This is a genomic window from Nocardia sp. NPDC005366 (assembly GCF_040606855.1).
Lineage (GTDB): Bacteria > Actinomycetota > Actinomycetes > Mycobacteriales > Mycobacteriaceae > Nocardia.
Genome location: NZ_JBEXFQ010000023.1, coordinates 1 through 20,604 on the forward strand (window position 1 = coordinate 1; position 20,604 = coordinate 20,604).

Here is a 20,604-nt window from a genome sequence, read left to right on the forward strand (position 1 = left end):
ATTAACCCCACGTCTACAATATGGCGGCGGGGCCCCCACATATCGGGCCCCCCCCCCGGCCGATTGCTTTGTGTTCGCGGCACGTCCCGACGGAGATATTTCCGTTCGGTCGCGTGATCCGCACCGGCTCAACTTCTTTGCGACTTCATGGTTACGTCGTGAGTTCGCGAGGTTGCTGCTAGGGTGGGCGGGTCGTCGGGTTCCGGGCTGTGCGGGCGCTCTCCGTTCAGTCGGCGATCGATCGTATGATCGCCTGTCCCACAGGAACTGTGAGGTTCGGGACTCGACCGACGATGACCCGCGCCGCCGGTCGCCGCTGCTGGATTCAGAACCTCCGATACGAGGTGATCCGTCCGCGGTGGTGCGCCGAGGTCGGCATGTGTTCGACATACGTTCGGAAGGTGAGACGGAGTTCGGTGGCAGCAGGCTGTGGGTTTCGACGCGGACCATAGGCACATGGTTCTCGGGGGGAGGTTGGACCTGTCGACGACGAGAGAACTGATGAATGTGGATATCGCCGTAGTACTGCCATGGATCCTCGCCCTTGCACTTGTGCTCGCGGTGGCGGGGTATTCGGTGAATGCCGGAAAGCGCCAGAAGGCTCGGATCAATGAGCTAACGGCGCGACAGAGCACATACGAAGAGGCACTAGAGGCGTTCGGCGTCAAGACGATGCCGGCGCTGACCGAGGCGGTGCGGCGCTACGAGCCGTCCACCCCCGCGATGGAAGTGCCTGCGGGGCTGGAGGATTCGCGATTCGCGCAGGGTCTGCGCTGGATCGCCGAACGCTACAGCGACGACCTGCGTCGCGTGCAGGCCGAGACCCGCGAGATGGTCGCGCACGAGGCCGAGGAACAGGCCCGGATGGTCATCAAACATACCGAGACCACGGTCAGAGCCGAGGTCGCCACGTCCGCCCGCGAGGCGACCAGTGGTGCGGTGCGCTCGTTCGGCACCTCGGTGGTGAGTCTCGGCGCCGACGTCAGCCAGGTGGTCAGCGCGGCGCTGCGCGAACATCGCGATGACGAGGTCTACGCGACGCTCACCCGGATCGACCACACCGTGCAGCAGATGATCCGTCAGGCGCAGTCCTACGTGATCGTCTGCGGTGGCCTTCCCGGACGTCGCTGGCCCGCGCAGTCGCTGACCGATGTGGTCGGCGGCGCGGTCGGCCGTGTGCGCGACTACCTGCGCGTCCGGCCGAATCAGCTCGACCGGGTCGTCATCAGCCGCGCGGTGGAACCGCTGGTGCACACGCTCGCGACCCTGCTCGACAACGCGTTGCGCTATTCCCCGCCAACGTCTTTCGTCGATGTCAGTTTCCAGACCGGCCATCACGGCGTCACCATCATCATCGATGACGCGGGCGTGCGGATGAACTCCGAGCAGATGGAGGAGGCCAGGCAGATCCTCGCGAACGAGCGCCCGGTCGACATCCACCAGCTCGGACCCGCGCCCAAGGTGGGTTTCCCCGGTATCGCCGCACTGGCGCGCCGGTACGGATTCACCGTCTACATCGACGGACCGAACGCCTACGGCGGCATGCGCGCCATGGTCTACGTTCCCGAGGCACTGCTCGCGGCGCCGACCAAGAACGACGAACCCGCTGCTACGCCCATCGAGGCCAAGGTGCTCGAGCCTGCCCTCGTGCCGGCCGGGCCCGAGCCGGCCAGTGAGGAGAGCGAATTCGCCGTGCACGACATCACCAGCGGTGGTCTACCCAAGCGTCGGCGTCGCATGGTCGCGCCCACGTCGGCCCGGCCACGCATCGCCGGATCCGATTCCGCGACGCCGTCGGGACCCGCTCGACCCGATATCGCCGCCGCCTGGCAAACAGGTTCCAAGAGCGGCCGCGCAGCCGCGGACGACAATTCGCCGATCGCCCCGAACAGTATCGCGACCGAACACACGGAAGGGACTACACCCTGATGAGCACACCGAACACAGCCGTGACCGACAACAGCAACAAGCTGGGTTGGTTACTCGAGGATCTGAACGTTCCCGGCGTGCGTTTCGCGGTGCTGTTGTCCGATGACGGTTTACGGATCGCGCACTCCACGGGCATCACTCGCGATAACGCCGAGCGGTTCTCCGCCGCCGCGTCCGGGCTGCGCTCATTGGGCAAGGCACTCGGCGAATTCTGCGGCGGACTGGAGTCCGGTCTGCGGCAGAACATGACCGAATACGACGACGGGATGATCTTCATCACCGCGGCGGGCGAGGGTGCGCTCCTCGGGGTTTCGACCACCGGGGAGATCGACGTGAGTCTCATCGCCCACCGCATGAACGAATTGGCCGCGAGAGTCGGCCACGAGCTAGGCAGCATGTCGCAGCGGAGAGCCGATAGCGACCGGCGATGACCAGATCCCGCCGCGATCCCGACCTGGTGCGCGCGTATGTGCGCACTGGCGGTCGTTTGCGCCCGACGCGCGAACTGGATTTGGTCACACTGGTCATCACGAAGTCCGATCCGGCGCCGGGTGCGGCGCCGGACGTCGTGCGCGTGATGAATCTGTGTAGCAGGCGCGGCGCGCTGTCCGTCGCCGAGATCGCGGCCTATCTGGATCTGCCGCCGTCGGTGGTGAAGATCCTGGTCGCCGACCTGATGGACAGCGAGCATCTGGTCACACCGACCCCGGCCGAAAATCTGCCGGAGATCGCCCTGTTGGAGGAGGTACTCAATGGGCTCCGTGCTCTCCCGGCCTGAGCGCACTGTCGACTATGTGCCGGAGACGGTGACCCGTTCGGTCAAGCTATTGGTCGCGGGAAATTTCGGCGTCGGCAAGACGACTTTCGTCAGCAGTGTCTCGGAGATCAAACCACTGCGCACCGAGGAGACGATCACCGAGGCGAGCGTCGGCATCGACGATATGGTGGGTCTGCCCGGCAAGGTGCACACCACCGTCGCCATGGATTTCGGGCGTATCACCCTGAATCCGCAGCTGGCGCTGTACCTGTTCGGGACACCGGGGCAGCAGCGGTTCGTGCCGCTGTGGGAGGAGTTGGCGCGCGGGGCGCTGGGGGCCCTGGTGCTCGTGGACACCCGGCGGATCGAGAAGGCCGACGAGGTGTTGTCGGTGCTGGAGGAACGCGGCGTGCCGTATTCGGTGGCCGTCAACCAATTCGAGGGCGCGCAGAGCTATCCGCTCGAAGAGATCCGGGACGCCCTCGATCTGACGCCCGACACGCCACTGACCGCGCTCGACGCACGTCATCGCGGTACCTGTCTGCAGTCACTCATCACCCTGGTCGAATTCCTATTCCATCGCGTGGAGACTAGTCGTTGACTTTGCCGTCCCATCCCGCCCGCTGCCCGGTGCCGCACGGATCACCGATCGACACCGACGGGCCGCGGGTTTCTCTGTTCGACCCGGAATTCGCGCAGGATCCCCATGGCGCGTATGACCGGATGCGTGCTCGCTACGGGTCCCTCGCACCGGTCGACCTGGCTCCCGATGTGCCGGCGACGCTGGTGATCGGCTATCACACCGCCGTGCGAATCCTCAACGATCCCGAACATTTTCCCGCTGATCCGCGCACCTGGCAGCGCAATATCCCCGGGGAATGTCCCGTGTTGCCGATGTTGGAGTGGCGGCCGAACGCATTGCGCAGCACCGGTATCGAACACACCCGCTACCGGCAGGCGAATGCCGCGAGTATCGCCGCGATGGATCTGCACGCGCTGCACGCGGTGGTCGAGAGAATCGCGCTGCCGTTGATCAACGGCTTCTGCGGTGACGGGACGGCGGATCTGATCAGCCAGTACGCCTTTCCATTGACTTTCGCGGTGCTCAACGACATGCTCGGCTGCCCGCAGGATATCAGCCAGCAGGTCGCCACCGGCATGGCCGCGATCTTCGACGGTGTGAACGCGGATAAAGGCAACGCGATGCTGGCCGACGCGCTACTGGAACTGACCGTGCGCAAACGCCGCGATCCCGGTGACGACATCACCTCCCGGCTCATCGCCCACGAGGCGGGGCTCGACGATGTCGAGATGGTCCACCAACTGGCCACCCTCTATGGCGCGGGTATCGAGACGCAGCAGAATCTGATCGTGCATACGGTGCTGCTGATGCTCACCGACGAGCGTTTCGGCGGCAATATTCTCGGTGGCAGTCTTTCCACCCGCGACGCCGTCGACGAGGTGCTGTTCACCGACCCGCCCATGGCGAACTACTGCGTCACCTATCCGCGCCAGCCGATTCTGATCGAGGACGTCTGGCTCCCCGCGCACCAACCCGTCGTCATCAGCATGACCGGCTGTAACAACGATCCCGCGGTCAAGGCGCGCGAGTACTCCGACAATCGGTCGCATCTGTCCTGGGGGGTCGGGCCGCATGCCTGCCCCGCGCGTTCGCTGGCCTACCTCGTTGTGCAGGACGCCATCGATCAGTTGCTGGACGCGCTGCCCGAACTGCGTCTCGGGATTCCGGCCGAGCAGTTGATGTGGCGGCCGGGGCCCTTCCATCGGGCCCTGGTCTCACTCCCGGTCAATTTTCCGAAATCCGCTCCGCTGTACGGGTACTGACGGAGCAGGACCGCCGTACGGCGGTCCTGCGGCAACTGAGGGTGCTCGGCTCGCGGCATTCGTGGGTGAGCGCGAATTCAGAGCTGGGTGAGCGCGGCGAGCAGGGTGAGCAAGGGGATCGCGCCCTGCGCCGCCGCGGCCTTGACGAATCGGCGGTCGGTGGCGACGAGCACGATCGCCGCGAGGAGCATCGATCCGCACCCCATCACGATCAGTGCCCAGCCCGCCGCCTCGACCGATCGGACAAGCGCGGCGCCGACGAATGTCCCGATGGCCAGGAAGAGATTGTAGAAACCCTGGTTGAAGGCCCACGGGCGGACAGCGCCGACGTCGGTTTCCGCCACCCCGAAAATCCCGCGATGCACCTGGGGGCGGCCGAACCGCAGCGCCTCGAGGGTGAAGATGTAGACGTGGATGACGGCGGCGGCAATCGCCAGAATCTGCACGATCGTGAGCAAGGGCCCTCCTCTGGGACACGGTGGATGCGGTCCTGCGAGAACCGTAGCGCTGTCACGATGTGCCGTGGTGCGCCGCGCCGTTTTCGGCTACCGCGACGCGTCGTCTCGCACGCGGTAGTTCCGCAGCACCAGCGCCAGACAGCCGACGGCCGCGACGACTCCTACGGCGAACATCGCCGGGTAGCCGAAGCCGACGGACTTGTGCAGGGAGGCCAGGATCGCCGGGACGCCGAATCCGAGATAGGACACGGAATAGAAAACCGCCGTCAACCCCGCGAGATCGTCCGGGCGGGCGATGCGTTCGATCTCCTGCAGGCCCGCCACCATCCCGATGCCGTAACCCGCGCCGAGCACACAGGCGGTGAGGATCGTCGCCCACATCGTCAGGACATGCGCCGCCGCCACCGCCGCCACCATGCCGCACACCACGAACAGCAGTGATACCACCGCGGCGCGGGCCGTGCCCGGCTCGTCGATCCGGCGCGCGACGGATTGGATCGCGAAACCACAGCTCAGCGTGATCGCGGTGATCAGCGCGGAGAAGGCGATGGGAGCACCGTGCACCCGCGGCGCCATCAGCGTCGGCATCACGGCGTAGGCCGTCGCCGCCGAGGCGAACAACCACGAGGCCACCGGCACCACCACTGCGCCGAAGCGCCGGTATCCGGCGACCGGAATCCTCAGATCGTCGCGCAGGCGGCCGGGATCAGCCTGGGAGACTACCGTTTCCGGCGCCCGGGCCACCTGGGTCGCGGCGGCGAGACACAGCGCCACATTGATCAGGTAGGCCAGCGAATGCGGCCACGGCGCCCACTGCGCCAGCACTCCGGCCACGCCGGCGCCGACCGCGAATCCCGCGGTCAGACTCATCGCCGAGCGGCGCGCCCCGATGCCAGCGCCCCGATCCCGATCGAACGGTGGTTGCGACAGCTCCTTGAGCCAGCTGCTGCCCACCGCCATGGCGAGGCCGAGGGCGATTCCGCACAGCACCCGCCCGGCCGAGAGCATCGGTACCGAATCGGCGCCGAAGGCCAGCAGCAGCGAACCCGCGGCCGCGATCAGCGGGGCCGGTCGCATGAGCGGCCTGCGTCCGTACCGATCCGACATCGGCCCACCGATCAGCAGGGCGGGCACGATGCCGAGCACGTAGTGGAACAGCAGCAGGTCGACGGTGGTGGCGGGAAGTCCGTTCGCCTTGTACATCACCAGTAGCGGCGTGAATTCGTTACCGCCCCAGGCGATCGCGAATATGGAGGCCGCGACCGCGGGCCAGCGCCCGGTAGCCGTCGCGGCGCGTGCGGGCCGGATATCGGTCAGCGCGGTCATCACAGACCTCGTAGCGACAGCTGGTGCACCGCGGACAGATGCGCGACCAGCGCGGTGGCGAACGCGTCCACGTCACCGGCCTCGATCAGATCCGCGAGTGCGGTGTGCTGTGCGATGATTGCCGCCATATCGGTCGCGCCGCGATGGAGCGCGAGACTATTCATGCGGCGCTGCCGTTCCCGCAGCGAATCGTAGAACGCGGCGAGCAACGGGTTGTCGGCGGCGACCACGTAGGTGCGGTGGAAATCGGTGTCCTCCAGCGCGAACGCGTCGCGATCGCCCGCCTCGGCGTGGGCCCGCTGCCGGTCGAGCGAATCGCGCAACGCCGAGGTCAGCGCGGACCTTTCGCGCACCGCCACCGCCCGTACCGCCGCGACCTCGACGACATAGCGCGCGTGCGCCACATGCTCGGCCTCCGCGACGGGGATCGGCACAACGAGCGCACCCCGCTTCGGGTAGAGCTTCATCCAGCCTTCGGTCTCCAACCGCAGAAACGCCTCCCGCACCGGCGTCCGTGACATGCCGAGATCGCTCGCGACCTCGCCCTCGCTGATGAGTTCTCCGCCCGGAAGCGCACCGGTGAGAATCCGCTCCTTCACTGCGCGATAGGCGTGGTCGGCAGATGAGTACGTCTTAGACACAAGTTGTATTCTAGACGTGTCACGTAGTAACAGACCGTGGGGTCGGTCACGGTTGGCGTGTTCGTTCACCCGACCCCGGTGTGGGTACCGCGCCGCGCGCACCGATCAGGACATGCCCGCCGGTAGATGTTCGAAGATCAGGATCGTTTCCGTCGAGGACACCGCGGGGCGCTCGTTGAGATCGGTCAGCACGAAGGCGCGTAATTCGTCGGTGTTCGAGGTCGCGACATGGATGAGATAGTCGTCGGCGCCCGCGATCAGATACACGTTGAGCACCTCGGGTAGCGCGGCGAGTTCGCGGCCGAATTCGGCGAGGCGATCGCGTGAATTCCCGTGCAGCCGAACGGCGATCATGGCTTGCAGATCCCGGCCGAGCGCGGCGGGGTCGATATCGGCGTGCACGCCGCGGATCACGCCGCGCTCGACGAGCGCGCGCACCCGGCCCAGGCAGGTCGACGGTGCGATACCCGCCGCCGCGGCGAGCGCGTTATTGGTCATGCGGCCGTCGCGCGCGAGGTGGTCGAGCAGCACCCTGTCGATCTCGTCGATGGGCACCGCGCCGCGCCGACCCGGCGTGGCGGGCGGGCGTTCGATCACCGTGGGTCGTGTGCGTTGGGGGCCGTTGGGCGCGGGCACCGCGCCGGTTTTTAGCACGCGCATACCGTACCGAATACGGTGCGAGCGACCATCGGGCATCCACCCATACCGTCGCCGTACTGTGTTGTGCCGGTGCGGATTTTCGGCCCGGCGGCGGGTGAATCCGAGTCAGGCGGGGGCACGCGGTGCAATACCCGCGACTGCCGCCGCGGCGGTGAAAACGTTCTCGAGCATGGCCGGGGTCAGCCTTCCGGTGAAGGTGTTCTGCTGACTCACGTGATAGCAGCCGAAAACGTGCAGCGGCGCGCGGTCGGCGCGGGCCGGTGCGAGCAGTACCCGCGCGCCGTGCCCGAACGCGGGCCGTGGTCGCGGCACGATCCATCCGGCTGCCGCGAGTACGGGCATCAGCGCCTGCCACCCCCATCCGCCGAGCACGACCACGGCGCGCACCGTCGGCGCGAGCAGTTCGAGTTCGGTATGCAGCCAATGGCGGCACCGGTCGCGTTCCTCGGGGGTCGGCTTGTTGTCGGGCGGCGCGCAGTGCACGGGTGCGGTGACACGGGTGTCGAATAGTCGCAGACCGTCGTCGCGGCGCACCGCGGTCGGTTGATTCGTCAAACCCGCCGCGTACATGGCGGCGTAGAGCACGTCGCCGCTGCGGTCGCCGGTGAACATGCGGCCGGTGCGGTTTCCGCCGTGCGCCGCGGGAGCGAGGCCCACCACGAGCAGACGCGCGTCGTCAGGTCCGTAACCGGGCACCGGTCGTCCCCAGTAGGTCTCGTCGCGGAATGCCGCGCGTTTGTCGCGCGCGACCTGCTCACGCCAGGCCACCAGACGCGGGCAGGCGCGGCATACGCTGACGGCGGCGTCGAGTGCGGCAATGGTCCGGCACATTGGCGACTCAACTCCTCGCCGGTCCCGGGACAGGGCCCGCGCATTGATTGCCGAACGTCATCCTTGCAGCGTAGGCGGCCGGTCCGATAACAGCCCTGCTGCCGGTATACCGAAGCGGTCACGGTCGGCACGGTAGCGTCCCCGATGTCGAACCGACTGGTTGCGACAGAATGTCCGGCGGCGGTAGTTTGCGGTGGTGGCCGCACGGCGAGGGGTCGGGGCTGGTCGCGAGGTGTAATGCGCCCGTGTGTCCGCGGGGCTCGCGTGGCCGTCGTGCGTTAGGATCGCGATGCCATCGTGGAGCAACTGGCGGGCGCACTGGAAACCGCTCGGGGAGTTGTACATTGGGTAGGACAAGCGGTGCCGTTCGCAATGAAGGGAACGGTGGGCGGATATGAATCCGCGCGAAGATCTGCTGCGCCGTCTCTTGGACGCGCTGCACGATCTTCCCGACGACGAACGGCTCGTGCCGATGTCACGGGCCCATCAGCGCCATCCGTCGGCGACCACCTCTGGCGACCGTACGGCGCTGGCGGATCTTTTCGCCGATCGCGTGAAGTATTACGGCGGACTGGTGTACCACCTCATCGAGCCGGATGTTCCGGAGATGGTTCGCGATATTCTCGCGGTGCGCGGCGTGCGCTCGGTGGTGGCGCCGCAGGGTCTTCCCGAATCCTGGTTGCGCGCGTGGGCGTCCGACGAGGGGCACCGCGTCATCGATGACAGCCCATTCCTGCCGCAGGACGAGTTGTCGGGCGCCGACGCCGTGCTCACCACCTGCGCCGCTGCCGTGGCCGACGCGGGCATCATCGTCCTGGACGGCAGCGCGGGCCAGGGGCGTCGCGCACCCACCCTCGCCCCCGACTGCCACCTGTGCGTCGTCCGGATCGATCAGATCGGCGCATCCCTGCCCGAGGTGATCGACCGGCTCGACCATCGCCGCCCGATCACCTGGTTCGGCGGACCGTCCACCGACGCCGAATCCGCGTCATCGAGCGACTCCTCGGCGCCCCGACAGCTCATCGTCCTGATCGTCGACCCGGTGATCTGACTACCCGGAATTCGCGGGTGTGCGCCGATGCGGCGCAGCCTACCGGTGACGGTCTTCGGTCCTCCCCGCCGATGACGTTCGGCCCTCGCCGCGCCGATACCGCGCCTGGTGCCATGGGAGCGGCCCCTCCCGGCCGAAGCCCGAACGACGAACAGAGAGGCGGGATACCCGTTGGCACGAGATCTGACCCAGCGTGAGATTCTCAGCGAGTTGGAGCCGGTCGCCGAGACCTGCGTGAACCGGCACCTGGGAATGGCCAAGGACTGGCAACCGCACGACTATGTGCCGTGGGAGGCGGGCCGCAATTTCGCCATGCTCGGCGGAAAGGATTGGGAGCCGGAACAATCCGCGCTCAGCGAGGTGGCCAAGGCCGCCATGGTGACGAATCTGCTCACCGAGGACAATCTGCCGTCCTACCATCGCGAGATCTCGGAGAATTTCTCCCGGGACGGTGCGTGGGGGACCTGGGTCGGGCGCTGGACCGCGGAGGAGATGCGCCACAGCGTTGTCATTCGCGACTATCTGGTGGTGACCCGAGGCGTCGATCCGGTGGCCCTGGAAAACGCCAGGATGGTGCACATGACCAACGGCTTCTCCTCCGGCGCGACCGAAGTGGAGATCAACAGCGGCGCGGGATTCCTGCATTCGGTCGCCTACGTCTCCTTCCAGGAACTGGCGACGCGGGTCGCCCATCGTAATACCGGCCGGGTCTGCGAGGATCCGATCGCCGACCGGATGTTGCAGCGCATCGCGGCCGACGAGAACCTGCACATGATCTTCTACCGCACCGTGTGCGGAGCCGCTCTCGATCTCGCGCCGGACCAGGCGATCGAGGCGATCGACCGGGTGGTCCAGAATTTCCGGATGCCGGGCGCGGGAATGCCGGACTTCCGTCGGCACGGGGTGCTGATGGCCAAACACGGGGTCTACGACTTGCGTCAGCATCTCGAAGAGGTGCTGTGGCCGGTGATCCGGCAGTGGAATATCTTCGAGCGCACCGATTTCGGAACCCGTGGCGAAAAGATCCGGGAAGGGTTGGCCGCTTTTCTGGACAATCTGGAGCGGGTCGCGATCCCTCGGTTCGAGGAACAGCGCGACCGGGCGCTGGCAAGGGAGAAGGCCAAGGAGACGGCCAGGGAGAAGGCGAACGCCTGAGTCGGCTCAATCCAGCGGTGTGACGCCGAGCAGCACGGCGACCACTTGGCGCAGGCGGTCGACATCGCCGTGAATTCCCGCCGCTCGATCGTTGTAGAGGAATGCCTCGCCGAGTCGGACCAGCGCGTAGGCGAGCAGGGAGCGTTCCAGCGGCGGCTCGTAACCGTCCTCCCGCTCGGCCCTGGCGATCAAATCCTCGATCGCGGCGACGATTCTCGGCTGTACCGGACCGTCGCTCGCGGTGAGGATGCGCAAGCCCGAGATGGGTTCGTGTTCGAAGTAGCGCCGGAAGGGTTCGTTATCCGATTCCCACCGGGCGACGCGGTCGAAGACCTCGAGCACGCGCGCCGCGCCGCGAGTCCGGCGCCGCTGGTCGGCGCGGTCGAGCATGCGCTGATGTTCGTCGACCAGCATCGCGCCGAGTAATCCGTCGCGGGAACCGTACCAGCGATAGATGGAGGCGCGGCTGAGTCCGAGTTCGGCCGCGATCGCCTGCACGTCGACGCGTTCGCCCGCGAGGAACGCGCGGCGGGTCAGGTCGAGGACCTGCTCCCTGGTGGCTGAGGCCGGCCGTCCGGGGGAACGGGTGGACGGACGCCGCTGGGGGGTACTCACCGCGAGAATAGTACAGCGCTTATGACATGTATCAGAACGCTGACCTGGAAGTTCCCGGTTGATCGCGTCGGGTTAGTTAGAGACGCCCTATTCGAGATGTATTTTATGAGTGTCGACTCGACCCCCTTCGACCCTCAGGAGTCTCTATGAGTGACACTCGCACCGCCATCGTCACCGGCGCCGCCCGCGGTATCGGCGCGGCCACCGCCCGCAAACTCGCCGAAGACGGATTCGCCGTCGCGATCCTCGATCTGGACGAGCAGGCGGGTAAGCCCGTGGTCGCCGATATCGAAGCGGCTGGTGGCAGGGCGCTCGCGGTCGGGGTCGACGTCTCCGACGAACAGTCCGTCGACGCGGCGGTCCAGCGCGTCGCCGACGGCCTCGGCGCCCCGACCGTCCTGGTCAACAACGCCGGTATCACCCGGGACAATCTCCTGTTCAAAATGACCGTCGCCGACTGGGATTCGGTGATGGGCGTACATCTGCGCGGTTCCTTCCTGATGAGCAGGGCCACGCAGAAATACATGACCGAGGCCAAGTGGGGCCGCATCGTGAACCTGTCGAGCACCTCGGCGCTCGGCAACCGCGGTCAGGTCAACTACTCGGCGGCGAAGGCGGGTCTGCAGGGCTTCACCAAAACCCTGGCGATCGAACTGGGCAAATTCGGTGTGACAGCCAATGCCATTGCCCCCGGTTTCATCGAGACCGATATGACCCACGCGACCGCCGAGCGCGTCGGCCTCACCTTCGAGCAGTTCCGCGACGGTATGGCCAAGCAGATTCCGGTGGGGCGGATCGGCCAGCCCTCCGATATCGCCAACGCCGTCTCCTTCCTCGTGAGCGAGGGCGCTGGATTCGTCTCCGGACAGGTCCTGTACGTCGCGGGCGGACCGACCGACTGATCGCGGAGATTTCGACAATGCGAACGTTCAACGGCATCGCCGAACTCGAGGCGGCGGTCGGCACCCACCTCGGCTACAGCGAATGGCATACCGTCACCCAGGAGCAGGTCGATCTGTTCGCCGAGGCCACCGGTGACCATCAGTGGATCCACGTGGATCCGGACAAGGCCGCGAACGGCCCGTTCGGCACGACCATCGCGCACGGCTACCTCACGCTGTCGCTGGTGCCGAAACTGGTCGCGCAGGTGTACCGGGTCGACGGCCTGAAGATGGCGATCAACTACGGCGCCAACAAGGTGCGCTTCGTCTCGGTGGTGCCGGTCGGTAGCCGGGTGCGTGCGGGAGTGGAGCTGCTCGGCCTCACGGCCACCGGCGCCGGCACCCAGCTGGCCGCGAGGGTGACGATCGAGATCGAGGGTAGCGACAAACCCGCCTGTGTGGCCGAGACGCTATCGGTGCTGGTGGGCTGAGTTCGGACAGGGACTCACCTACGCGACCCGTGGTCCGCGCCCGCCCGCGCCCGATACGATCGGGCTGGGGACGATATGTCCCCGGACAGGGTTTGCTGGACGATTCGCGTGCGATCGGCTATCCGGTAGCGCGCGGACCACGGCGTGCGCGGGAAGACGGCCCGCGCGGAATGAGGACCGCATGCTCGGCCACCGCACCAATCGCACGTGGATCGCCCGCACATCGCTCACCGGGCGGGCGGGAGCGATGGCCTTCGTCGCGGTGGCCGTCGTCGGGGCGGCCTTCGTCCTCGGCGCGCTGAGTCAGCCGCCGCAGGCCGCCGCCGCCGTCACCAGGGTCGGCGTACTGCCCGATATCAACTACGGTCCGATCACCGACTACGGCACCGGCTGTTCCTACACGATCGAGGCATTCCTTACCGACGCCGTCACCCCGGTGTCGCTCTACGACAACGGAATTCCCCTGGCGACCATCGCGCCGACGGGCGGCGTCGCGCTGGCGACCTGGATTCCGACGACACGGGGCGCGCACACCATCAGCGCCGTACAGGGCCCCGGCGGGCCGATAGCGCCGAGCGTGACTGTCGACGTCGGCGTCGGCATACCGCTCGGCACCTCCTGTCTCGTCCTGTGAGGTACACCGCCGGTGACATGGCCCGCGGTGCGCCGCCGCTGGAGGAGCGAGGTCATCCTCGCGCGGACAGCGATGCGCCGCTCGACGGCAGCAGCGTCGCCAACGCCGTCGCCGCGTGCGGGTAGTTGTCCAGCAGGGCCGTGACGGCGCGGTTCGGCCCGGCCGCGACGGGCTGCCAGCCGCCTTGGTGACCGAGGAGTGCGGCGAAGGCATCGCAGGCGGCGGGATGCGCCCGCAACAGCTCACCCACCGGTCCGCCCGAGGCGACCGCAACGACCGGTGGGGCCTGCGCGGTGTGCGTCCACGGCGGGGTCCACGATTCGATGGCCGTGCGCTCGCCGGGGAAGGTGCGGCCCGCCTCGCGGGTCAGGGCGGGGATCAACTCCGCCGCCTGTCCGCGCAGGGTGGTGATCAGTTTCGGCAGCCACGGCAGCAGCACCGCGTCGGGCAGGCGGCCGAATGCCTTGGAGAGCAACTCCACGATGAACGGTTTCACCGTCGGCACCGGATCCATGGCTTGCACGAACCCGCTGAGGTATTGCGGGAACGCCGGGACCACCAGCGGATTCGCGAGCATCTCGTCGCAGCGGCTCCGCAATTCGGCCTGAGTGAGCAGACCCAGTTGCAGGCGCGTCGCCCACAACAGCGCGACCTTGGCGGGCGCCTCGGGATGGGACTGGCGCACGGCCAATTCCAGCTGGGTGTGATCGCAGCCGAGGGAGAGCGCCAGATTCTCCATGCCGAACAGGAATCCGAGCATGGCCGCGACCGGTCGGACGCCGGTGTCCTCGTCGGTGAACGCGGTGGGCAACAGGGTGCAGTAATGCGCGTAGCCTGCGGTGACGAAGGTGCGGCACCACTGCGGTAATCCGCTGCCGGTGGATCGGAAATAGTTGAGCAACAGTCGGATTCGACGCAGTACCGCGGGCGCTTCGTCGACCGACCGTTCCGCGGCGAGCAATTCGACGGCGCGGGCGCCGAGTTCGTCGGCGAGTCGTGCCGAGCCGAGGTAGACCAGCGCGTCCTCCACTGCGGCGAGCGCACCCGCCGCGGTGGCGTCCGGATCGTTGACCGAGCGGCGCAGGCGCTGTTCGAGCACTTGCTCGACGGTGACGCCCTCGTAACCGAGTTGCACCAGGTCGCGCTGGTATTTGCCGATGGCGAGATCCCAGCTCTCCTGGATGGAGCGCTCGCCGAGCGCGCGCGAGCCCATGATGGGTCGCGCCGCGCCCGCGGGCAGCAATCTGCGCAGCATCCACAGCAGATCCGAACACGGACGCAGATGCGGTTCGGATTCGAGATCGAGCAGGGTGCGGCGTACCCCGCGGTGGGCCGGGTCGACGCCGACCGGTCGCAGACGATCGAAGACGTTCTGGGCCAGCGGCGGCAGCGCCGCGTAGCCGACCTGCCCGATCCGATCGCCGCCGAGCAGGATTTCGCAGAGCCTGCGCACATCCCTGCGCCCGGGGACGTGGTCCTTCTCGATACAGGTGATCGCGGCGTCCTGGAAGTCGTACGGCGTCGGGCGCGCTCGATTGCGCATGCCCGCCAACAGGATCGAGGTCTCATAGATCGCGATGGCGTCGGCGGTACTGGCCAGATAGCCGTTACGGCGTGCCAGCCGCACGATATCGACCGACCATTCCAGCAGTTCCGCCTCGTCCAGCCGATCCAGTCGCGGTGGACTGGAAAGGAAGCCGGAGAGCTGGTCGGCGACGGGCGTCGCATCGACCGGAGCCGCCTCGGCCTTGCGGCTCGGCGCGCGTTTCGCCGACTGCTGACCTTTCAACGCGAACGGTCGCAGCTTGCCGCGCCGGACTCCCTTGGCCCAGGTGGCGGCGGCGATCGATACCGAACCCGCCGCCAGCCCGAACTGGTCCTCGATCGCGGAATGACTCGACGGGATCAGCCCGTACTGCCACACCGTCGCCGAACGCGGGGTGATCTCGTACGGCGCGTCGGAGGCGATGCCGAATTGCTCGACGCGACTGGCCGCGTGGAAGGCGCCGCACACGTACAGGCAGTGCGCCGGATCGGATCCGGTGGCAGCCAGATGTTCGCGCATCCGCGTCCACATATACCGTTCGCGGTCCTCGTCGCGATCGGCGCCGGTGCGGCGCAGTCGACGGAACAGACTCCCGATCAGCACCATGACCTGCCGGTAGGTGTCGTAATCGGCCCCCGCCAGCGGTTGTTCGACGTACTGATCCCACCATTCCGACCAGTGCCGCACCTTGCCGTGGTGCAGCAGATGTTCCTCGAGTTCGGCGAAACGCGGGCGCAGATCACCGATTTCGATTCCCACCGCGTCGCCGTGCAGAGCTTCGTCCGCGCCGCTCGCCTCGGCGGATTCCTGCGGTTCGGTCGGTGACCACTGGAAGACGTGATCGGTCGACCTGTCGACCAGCACCAGCTCGACGCCGGGAGTGTCGAGCGCGTAGGCGATGGCCTGGTATTCGGCCGAGGCCTCGGTGATCGGAGCGACCACCGACAGCGGGGCCCAGGCGGCCGGGAATCCGTCGGGCTCTCCGGCCCATGCCTGCAACGCGACCGGCAACGCGCAGTTGCGCAATTCCTCCAGAATCGGTCGCAGATCCTCGCACAACTCCAGGTAGATGACCTTGGGTTGTTTCTCGTGCAGTCTGCGCACCATCGCCAGCGCCGAGGCGGGCGAGTGGTGGCAGACCGGGAAGATCTCCAGTTCCTCGCGCAGCGCGCGGTCGACGTCGTCGACGATGCCCGCGAGGATTTCGGCGACGACACCCGGTTCGGCCGCGAATTGCGTCGCGGCGTCGGTGAGCTGCTCGCGCAGCGCGGTGAAGGTGCTCACGAGAGCCTCGCGATGGCGTCACGGCCACCCTCGAGGAATTGCGACCAATCGCCGCCCACGTCCTTGCTGCGCGGCTCGACCACCCCGTGCCAGAACTTGTTGAGGATGGCGAGATCCTCCGGCGCGCGCCTGGCCAGCGATCCGACCAGCGATCCGGCCAGGGTTTCCGCGCGCAGCGTGTTGTCGCCGAAGAACTGGCTGTGCAGGATCGCGTCCTCGAGGACGCCGATCTGCTCTGCCGTGGACAGCGCCGACTCGAGTTTCTCGTCGTCGCTCGCGGCGGCGGCAGCGGCGGCGCGCAGATCGGCGAAACTCTCCAGCAGGATATCCAGCAGCGTCGGCGGCAGTTCCAATTCGATCTGATGGCGGCGCAGCAGTTCCGCGGTGCGGAAGCGCACGATCTCGGCCTCACTGCGCTTGTTCGTCACCACCGGGACACGGACGAAATTGAAGCGGCGCTTCAACGCCGAGGACAGATCGTTCACACCACGGTCGCGACTGTTCGCCGTGGCGATGATGGAGAATCCCGGCTGCGCGAATACGATATTGTCGTCGTCCAGTTCCGGGATGGACACGTATTTCTCGGAAAGGATGGAGATCAGCGCGTCCTGGACATCGCTGGTCGAGCGGGTCAATTCCTCGAAACGGCCGATGACGCCCTGTTCCATGGCGGTCATGATGGGGGAGGGGATCATCGATTCCCTCGACTGTCCCTTGGCGATGACCATGGAGATATTCCACGAGTACTTGATGTGATCCTCGGTGGTGCCCGCGGTGCCCTGCACCACCAGAGTCGAATTGCGGCTGATGGCGGCGGAGAGCAATTCGGCCAGCCAACTCTTCCCGGTGCCTGGATCGCCGATCAGCAGCAGCCCGCGGTCGGAGGCCAGGGTGACGATGCTGCGTTCCACGAAACTGCGATCCCCGAACCATTTCTGGTCGATCGCGCGGTCGAGACCATCGGCGCGTTCGGAGCCGAGAATGAACAGCCGCACCATTTTCGGGCTCAATCGCCACGAAAACGGTTTCGGGCTGTCATCGATGGATTCCAGCCAGTCCAGTTCTTCGGCGTACTTGACTTCGGCGGGGGCGCGCAAGGTGGATTCGGTCATGGTCGGCGTCTCCTAGTCGAGAAAGTTCTTGAGTTCGTTGACAAGCTTTTGAATGCGGCCCGAGAGCACCGGGGTTCCCATGGTCTTGAACCGTTCCCGGAACCACGGGTTCACGCTCTGCTGGCCCGAGCTGTTCACCGAGCCCACCGGAATGAGTTTCACCCCGTTACGGTGCACGGCCTGCATGCTCTCGAACAGCTCCTGGCATTGCCATTCGTAGAAATCCGAGATCCACACCAGCACGGTGTTCTTCGGATCGGTGATCTTCGGCTGCGCGAGGGTCATCGCGACGCGGCCGTCGGTGCCGCCGCCGAGGTTGGTGCGCAACAGCACTTCGAAGGGGTCGTGCACCCACGGTGTCAGGTCGAGCGCGTTGGTGTCGTAGGCGACCAGATGCACGTCGACCTTCGGCAGCCCGGCGAATATGGAGGCCAGGATCGTGCAGTTGACCATGGCGTCGACCATGGAGCCGGATTGGTCGACCACCACGATCATCTTCGCGGGCACGGTGCGCTTGGCGGTCTGCCGGTAGAACAGGCGATCGACGTAGAGCCGCTCGTCGTCCGGGTTCCAGTTGGTGAGGTTCTTCCAGATGGTCCGGTCGACATCGAGATTGCGCAGGATCCGCTTGGGCGCGATCGTGCGGTCGATGGTACCGGCGCTCGCCTGCTGCACCTGGGTGCGCAGCACCTCGGCGACCTGGTCGACGAACCGCCGGATCAATGCCTTGGCATTGGCGAGGGCGACGCCGGACAGGTTGGACTTGTCGCGCAGCAACTGCTCGATGAGCGACATGCTCGGGGTGAGTCGCGCGGCCAGTCGCGGATCGGCCAGGACCTCCCGCAACCGCATCCTGGCCACCAGATCGCCTTCGAGACCGGCGAGTACCGCGCGCATCTCGGCGTCGTCGCCGGTGCCGAGGGTTCCGCGCAGCCAGCCCGCGTCACGCTGCCAGCCCGCGAGCTGGGTCGCGCTGACATTTCCCGAACCGGTGGCGAAGACGTTGAGCAGCAGTTTGGAGATCAGCGCGGCATTGCGGACCTCGTGCGCCGCCACCGATTCCGACTCGCCGGTACGCGGTGTTGGACCGTCGGCGTCGCGAGCATCGGTGCCCGAAGTGCCCGAAGTGCCCGAAGTGCCCGAAGTGCCCGAAGTGTCGACAGCCTCGTCGTCGGACGTGGCCGAAGTGTCTCCCGCCGACCCGTTCTCACCCGGTTCGATCTCGGTGCGCAACGATTCGAGGTCCCCGGTGAGTTCGGGGAACCGTTGCACCACGGTATCGATCGCGACACCGGGATCGAGCAGTGCGGCGGGCAGTCCGAGGTCATCGATGATCGCGACGCTCGCCGCTTCGAGTGTCGACTGCGGTTCGGTGTCGAAGATCCGGGCCAGCAGCCGCCAGTAGAGGATCTGGCGCTGGGTTTCGTGGGGAGTTCGGCGCGTATCGCTCATTTCCGCAGCAACCGTCCCGCCCGTTCGCGCAGAACCGCGACCGAATCGCCGGATTTCGCCAGCGCTTTCACCACTTTCGGATCGGTCGGGCCGAGGGCCCAATCCCCGTTGTGCGCGTCGACCGGCGCACCCTTGACCATGCGCCGCACCGCGAGTGGGCGCAGCATCCAGCGACCGGCGTCCCAGCGCACCAGCCCGATACAGGCCGATGAACTCGTCACGGCCGAAGGGGTGAGCGGCCCGCAGCCGGGCAGGCGCTCCACGTCGACGGCCAGGCGGTGACCGTCCAGTTCCACCGCCCCGTCCCGCACCCGATAGCCCTCCAGCAGTACGGGTTCGGCCAGGTGGACCGGATCGCGCTCGAGCGGGGGCGCCGCCGGACCGACCGCGTCCGCCAGTCGGACGCGCGCGGTGGTGAAGGGATCGGCGGGCGCGTCGAGTTCCGCCCTGTCGTCGCGCCACAGCAGATCGCCACTCGCGGTGAGCGGTAGATCGGTTACCGCGAGGGCGCGGTGTTCGGCCAGCGCCCGCAGGAGCTGCCGGTGATCTGCGAGGAGCTCCCAGATCGCCGGGCCGACAATGGTGTCGACCTTCGCCGCGCCGACGCTCACGCGCACCCGGCGGGTGAGCCCGTCTCCCGTTTCCAGCACGCCGTGGATCTGCGCCTGCACGGCGGTGCCGTGTTCGTGCACGTCGACACCGAGGATCAACAGCCGCCCGGAGACGGTGGCCGCGTGCGGAATATCAGCGCAACGCCAGGTCGACAGCAGTGCCCGCGTCCACAGGTCGGCCCAGCGCCGCGTGGGCAGCTTGTCCAGGGTGGCGATGGGGCACGCCGCGCGCAGTTCCGCGGTGAAACCGTCCAGTAGCACGGCCGGACGCCGCAGCGTCGGCTCGGCCCACAACGCCGCGACGGTCCGATCGGCGGCGGCGACGAGATCGTGGTCGACCCCCCGCCAGCCGGTGATGGCCACCTCCTGTAGCCAGGACCGGCATCCGACGACGAGATCGTCGGGCCGCGCCGGCTCATCGGAACCCTCCCACGCGGATCGGGTTCGTCCCAGCGCCGAGTCGAACCGCTCGGCGAGCGCGTCGTGGACCGCGCCGAGCAAGGCGGCCCGCCCCGCCGCCACCGCGGACAATTCCTCCGGCCCGATCGAGCCCGCGCCGAGCTTTGCCGCCGCGTCGGCGACCGCGGCGCCGAGCGGTGATCCGCTCACCGCCCCCGCCATCGCCGCCAGTGCCGCGCCGTCCTGGTCGCCGAGGCGTCCGAACCCGTTGACCAGCGCGGTATCGATACCGGCCACCACCGCCACGGCATCGGGCACAGCGGTCGGGATCTCGGCCAACGCTGCCATCTGCACACCGAGCATCAGCGCGTCACCCCCGTGGTGGCCGGGAACCACTGCAATTCCGGAATCGGCGCGGTGCTACCGGGAAATTCCAGATACGCGAGGTGCCGCAGGAATCTGCTGAAGACCACCGCGGCGGGCGCGGGCTCATGGACGGCGTCGAGCGCGGCGAGCAGATGTCCGTTCTCGGGAGCCTCAACCCGCAGATACCGGGCGACCTGTTCGATTCCGTACTGCACTATCGCCTCGCTGACCAGCGCGGAGATATGTTTGCACGGGTACGCCCCGCGCAGGCCGCCGCACGGCCGATTGTTATTGGTGCTGCAACTGAGCCCGTGGTTGTGCACCGAAATCGACGAGACATAGACCCGTGCGAGATCGGACCCGCTGGACACCACGCCTTGCAGTCGCCCGTCTGCCAACTCGACGAACGGCACCTTCGCGAGTTTGCGCGGCGCGACGACGGGCAGCATCCGCACCACCGACGCTCGCTCCCATTCGCGCTCATCGGAATCCATGGGTTTGCCTCCCGTTCCTCATCATGGTGATCAACCTACGGGAGGCCACCGACAAGTCGGCAATGC

General features: G+C 67.2%; 21 protein-coding genes. 10 read left to right on the forward strand and 11 right to left on the reverse strand.

Features of this window, described 5'->3' with window-relative positions; all coding sequences use genetic code 11:
* The first annotated feature begins 501 nt into the window (after positions 1–501).
* From ABZS43_RS24110 to ABZS43_RS24130, 5 genes are read left to right on the forward strand one after another with little or no spacing between them, the layout of a single operon-like run.
* The gene (locus tag ABZS43_RS24110) at positions 502–1,929 is read left to right on the forward strand and encodes a sensor histidine kinase (protein WP_355038210.1); all 1,428 of its coding nucleotides are present in this window, start codon (positions 502–504) and stop codon (positions 1,927–1,929) included.
* The gene (locus ABZS43_RS24115) at positions 1,929–2,360 is read left to right on the forward strand and encodes a roadblock/LC7 domain-containing protein (protein WP_355038211.1); all 432 of its coding nucleotides are present in this window, start codon (positions 1,929–1,931) and stop codon (positions 2,358–2,360) included. The genes ABZS43_RS24110 and ABZS43_RS24115 overlap by 1 nt, the downstream gene beginning before the upstream one ends.
* The gene (locus tag ABZS43_RS24120) at positions 2,357–2,707 is read left to right on the forward strand and encodes a DUF742 domain-containing protein (protein WP_355038212.1); all 351 of its coding nucleotides are present in this window, start codon (positions 2,357–2,359) and stop codon (positions 2,705–2,707) included. The genes ABZS43_RS24115 and ABZS43_RS24120 overlap by 4 nt, the downstream gene beginning before the upstream one ends.
* Positions 2,682–3,287, forward strand: coding sequence for an ATP/GTP-binding protein (locus ABZS43_RS24125; protein WP_355038213.1), 606 nt, complete (start codon positions 2,682–2,684; stop codon positions 3,285–3,287). Before ABZS43_RS24120 ends, ABZS43_RS24125 begins: the two co-directional genes overlap by 26 nt.
* On the forward strand, positions 3,284–4,531 hold the full coding sequence (locus ABZS43_RS24130; RefSeq protein ID WP_355038214.1) for a cytochrome P450: 1,248 nt from the start codon (positions 3,284–3,286) through the stop codon (positions 4,529–4,531). The genes ABZS43_RS24125 and ABZS43_RS24130 overlap by 4 nt, the downstream gene beginning before the upstream one ends.
* Before the next feature lie 77 nt (positions 4,532–4,608).
* Here ABZS43_RS24130 and ABZS43_RS24135 read toward each other — a convergent pair whose 3' ends face one another.
* The 5 genes from ABZS43_RS24135 to ABZS43_RS24155 form a co-directional block, all read right to left on the reverse strand.
* Positions 4,609–4,989, reverse strand: a complete 381-nt coding sequence (locus tag ABZS43_RS24135) for a DUF1304 domain-containing protein (protein WP_355038215.1) — start codon at positions 4,987–4,989, stop codon at positions 4,609–4,611.
* An 87-nt stretch (positions 4,990–5,076) separates the two neighbouring features.
* Positions 5,077–6,315: an MFS transporter gene (locus tag ABZS43_RS24140; protein ID WP_355038216.1), complete on the reverse strand. Its 1,239-nt coding sequence runs from the start codon at positions 6,313–6,315 to the stop codon at positions 5,077–5,079.
* Positions 6,315–6,956: a GntR family transcriptional regulator gene (locus ABZS43_RS24145; RefSeq protein ID WP_355038217.1), complete on the reverse strand. Its 642-nt coding sequence runs from the start codon at positions 6,954–6,956 to the stop codon at positions 6,315–6,317. The genes ABZS43_RS24140 and ABZS43_RS24145 overlap by 1 nt, the downstream gene beginning before the upstream one ends.
* Before the next feature lie 105 nt (positions 6,957–7,061).
* Complete coding sequence (locus ABZS43_RS24150) at positions 7,062–7,553, reverse strand: Lrp/AsnC family transcriptional regulator (RefSeq protein WP_355038323.1); 492 nt, start codon at positions 7,551–7,553, stop codon at positions 7,062–7,064.
* 168 nt (positions 7,554–7,721) lie between these two features.
* Positions 7,722–8,447 (reverse strand): uracil-DNA glycosylase, encoded by a 726-nt coding sequence (locus ABZS43_RS24155; RefSeq protein WP_355038218.1) that lies wholly within the window; start codon positions 8,445–8,447, stop codon positions 7,722–7,724.
* Between the two features lie 394 nt (positions 8,448–8,841).
* Here ABZS43_RS24155 and ABZS43_RS24160 point away from each other — a divergent pair, with 394 nt between their 5' ends.
* Positions 8,842–9,498, forward strand: coding sequence for an LUD domain-containing protein (locus ABZS43_RS24160; RefSeq protein ID WP_355038219.1), 657 nt, complete (start codon positions 8,842–8,844; stop codon positions 9,496–9,498).
* A gap of 171 nt (positions 9,499–9,669) precedes the next feature.
* Positions 9,670–10,653, forward strand: a complete 984-nt coding sequence (locus ABZS43_RS24165; protein ID WP_355038220.1) for an acyl-ACP desaturase — start codon at positions 9,670–9,672, stop codon at positions 10,651–10,653.
* 6 nt (positions 10,654–10,659) lie between these two features.
* On the opposite strand, the gene ABZS43_RS24170 is transcribed toward ABZS43_RS24165, so the two are convergent.
* Positions 10,660–11,268, reverse strand: a complete 609-nt coding sequence (locus ABZS43_RS24170; RefSeq protein WP_355038221.1) for a QsdR family transcriptional regulator — start codon at positions 11,266–11,268, stop codon at positions 10,660–10,662.
* Positions 11,269–11,414: 146 nt separating this feature from the next.
* Here ABZS43_RS24170 and fabG point away from each other — a divergent pair, with 146 nt between their 5' ends.
* The 3 genes from fabG (at position 11,415) to ABZS43_RS24185 (ending at position 13,274) form a co-directional block, all read left to right on the forward strand.
* Entirely contained in the window at positions 11,415–12,170 is a 756-nt protein-coding gene (gene fabG, locus ABZS43_RS24175; RefSeq protein WP_355038222.1) for a 3-oxoacyl-ACP reductase FabG, read from the forward strand.
* A 17-nt stretch (positions 12,171–12,187) separates the two neighbouring features.
* Positions 12,188–12,640, forward strand: a complete 453-nt coding sequence (locus ABZS43_RS24180; protein ID WP_355038223.1) for a MaoC family dehydratase — start codon at positions 12,188–12,190, stop codon at positions 12,638–12,640.
* Between the two features lie 181 nt (positions 12,641–12,821).
* Positions 12,822–13,274, forward strand: coding sequence for a hypothetical protein (locus ABZS43_RS24185; protein ID WP_355038224.1), 453 nt, complete (start codon positions 12,822–12,824; stop codon positions 13,272–13,274).
* Positions 13,275–13,326: 52 nt separating this feature from the next.
* Here the strand turns inward: ABZS43_RS24185 and ABZS43_RS24190 are convergent, their stop codons facing one another.
* The 5 genes from ABZS43_RS24190 to ABZS43_RS24210 are packed head-to-tail and all read right to left on the reverse strand — an operon-like array spanning position 13,327 to position 20,538.
* Complete coding sequence (locus ABZS43_RS24190) at positions 13,327–16,104, reverse strand: DUF5682 family protein (protein ID WP_355038225.1); 2,778 nt, start codon at positions 16,102–16,104, stop codon at positions 13,327–13,329.
* Positions 16,101–17,216, reverse strand: a complete 1,116-nt coding sequence (locus ABZS43_RS24195) for an AAA family ATPase (RefSeq protein ID WP_355038226.1) — start codon at positions 17,214–17,216, stop codon at positions 16,101–16,103. The genes ABZS43_RS24190 and ABZS43_RS24195 overlap by 4 nt, the downstream gene beginning before the upstream one ends.
* A gap of 12 nt (positions 17,217–17,228) precedes the next feature.
* Positions 17,229–18,668 (reverse strand): VWA domain-containing protein, encoded by a 1,440-nt coding sequence (locus tag ABZS43_RS24200; RefSeq protein ID WP_355038227.1) that lies wholly within the window; start codon positions 18,666–18,668, stop codon positions 17,229–17,231.
* Positions 18,665–20,074, reverse strand: coding sequence for a hypothetical protein (locus tag ABZS43_RS24205; protein WP_355038228.1), 1,410 nt, complete (start codon positions 20,072–20,074; stop codon positions 18,665–18,667). The genes ABZS43_RS24200 and ABZS43_RS24205 overlap by 4 nt, the downstream gene beginning before the upstream one ends.
* Positions 20,041–20,538, reverse strand: a complete 498-nt coding sequence (locus ABZS43_RS24210) for a hypothetical protein (RefSeq protein ID WP_355038229.1) — start codon at positions 20,536–20,538, stop codon at positions 20,041–20,043. The genes ABZS43_RS24205 and ABZS43_RS24210 overlap by 34 nt, the downstream gene beginning before the upstream one ends.
* Between the last annotated feature and the right edge of the window lie 66 nt (positions 20,539–20,604).